This window comes from Streptomyces sp. NPDC054847, from assembly GCF_053610925.1.
Map to the genome: position 1 here is coordinate 1 of NZ_JBSGZJ010000777.1, position 1,279 is coordinate 1,279.

Here is a 1,279-nt window from a genome sequence, read left to right on the forward strand (position 1 = left end):
CCGTTGACCAGGGCCTGGACGGCGTTGCGCGTGCCGTCGATGGAGACGACCTTGACGTCCTTGCCGGGCTTCTTGCCGGCGGACTTCAGGGCGGTGACGGCGCCGAGTGCCATCTCGTCGTTCTCCGCGTAGACGGCGGTGATGTCCGGCTTGGACTGGATGAGTTGCTCCATGACCTGCTGGCCCTTGTCACGGGCGAACTCGCCGGTCTGCTGGGCGACGATCTCCAGACCGGGCGCCTTGGCGGCGACCTGGTCGACGAAGCCCTTGGTGCGGTCGGTGGTGACGTTGTTGCCGGAGGCCCCGAGGAGGATGGCGACCTTGCCCTTCCCGCCGGTCGCCTTGATCATCGCGTCGGCGGCACGCTTGCCCTGTTCGACGAAGTCCGAGCCCAGGAAGGCCAGATAGTCCTTGCAGGCGCCGGCGTTGACCTTGCGGTCGATGGTGAGGACGGGGACCTTCTTGGCCGCGGCGGCCTTGAACGCGGGCTCCAGGCCGTCGGAGTTCAGGGGGGCGACGATGAGGAACTGGGCGCCCTGGGCGAGCATGTCCTGGATGTCGCTGATCTGCTTGGACAGCTGGGACTGTGCGTTGGTGGTGAGCAGCTTCTTCACGCCCAACTTCGCGGCCTCGTCCTTGATGGACTGCGTCTCCGCGATACGGAAGGGGTTGGCCTCCTTCTCCGACTGGGAGAAGCCGACGACCGCGTCCTTCAGGTCGAGCTTCGGGGCACCGTAGGTCTCGAGCGTGCAGCCGGCGCCGGAGCTCGCGGCGGGCGTCTCGGCCGCCTGGGCGGCCTGGCTGCTGTCACCGCCGGCGTTGCTCGTGGTCTCCGACTTCGCGCAGCCGGACACGGCCAGCGTCGCGGTCGCGGCGAGCAGACAGGCGACGGTGAGCGAGCGAGATCTCGTCGGGATGGTCATCTCAGGACACTCCTAGGCGGGGGTGAGCGCACCGCCGAGTGGCGTGCGGTCGGGCGGCGTGGGTACGGAGAGTCAGCCTGCGACCGGTACGGCAGGCTCTGGCCAGAAACACTCTGACCTGGGAAAAAGAAGGTGGAACGCGTCCGAACGGCCGTTGGCGACCCCGGATTTACAACGTTATATAGCCGCCGGTCGACATGCGGCAAGGGTGTTGCGTGACGTTTCCCAAATGTGTTGGCACGCACGCCCGTTGACGTCAGGGCCGGTCCGTGGAGCCGGCCTGCGCGAGGCCTGGACAGCCGCCGGGCGGCGTGCTCTCATTCCGCTGCACACAGTTTTCCAACGATGGAACGGTG

1 protein-coding gene is annotated in these 1,279 nt (G+C 67.3%); it reads right to left on the reverse strand.

Features of this window, described 5'->3' with window-relative positions; genetic code table 11:
* Nucleotides 1-923, reverse strand: a 923-nt coding sequence (locus ACWGH4_RS35185) for an ABC transporter substrate-binding protein (protein WP_453467980.1), incomplete at its 3' end; no start/stop codon positions are given.
* Nucleotides 924-1,279 lie beyond the last annotated feature (356 nt).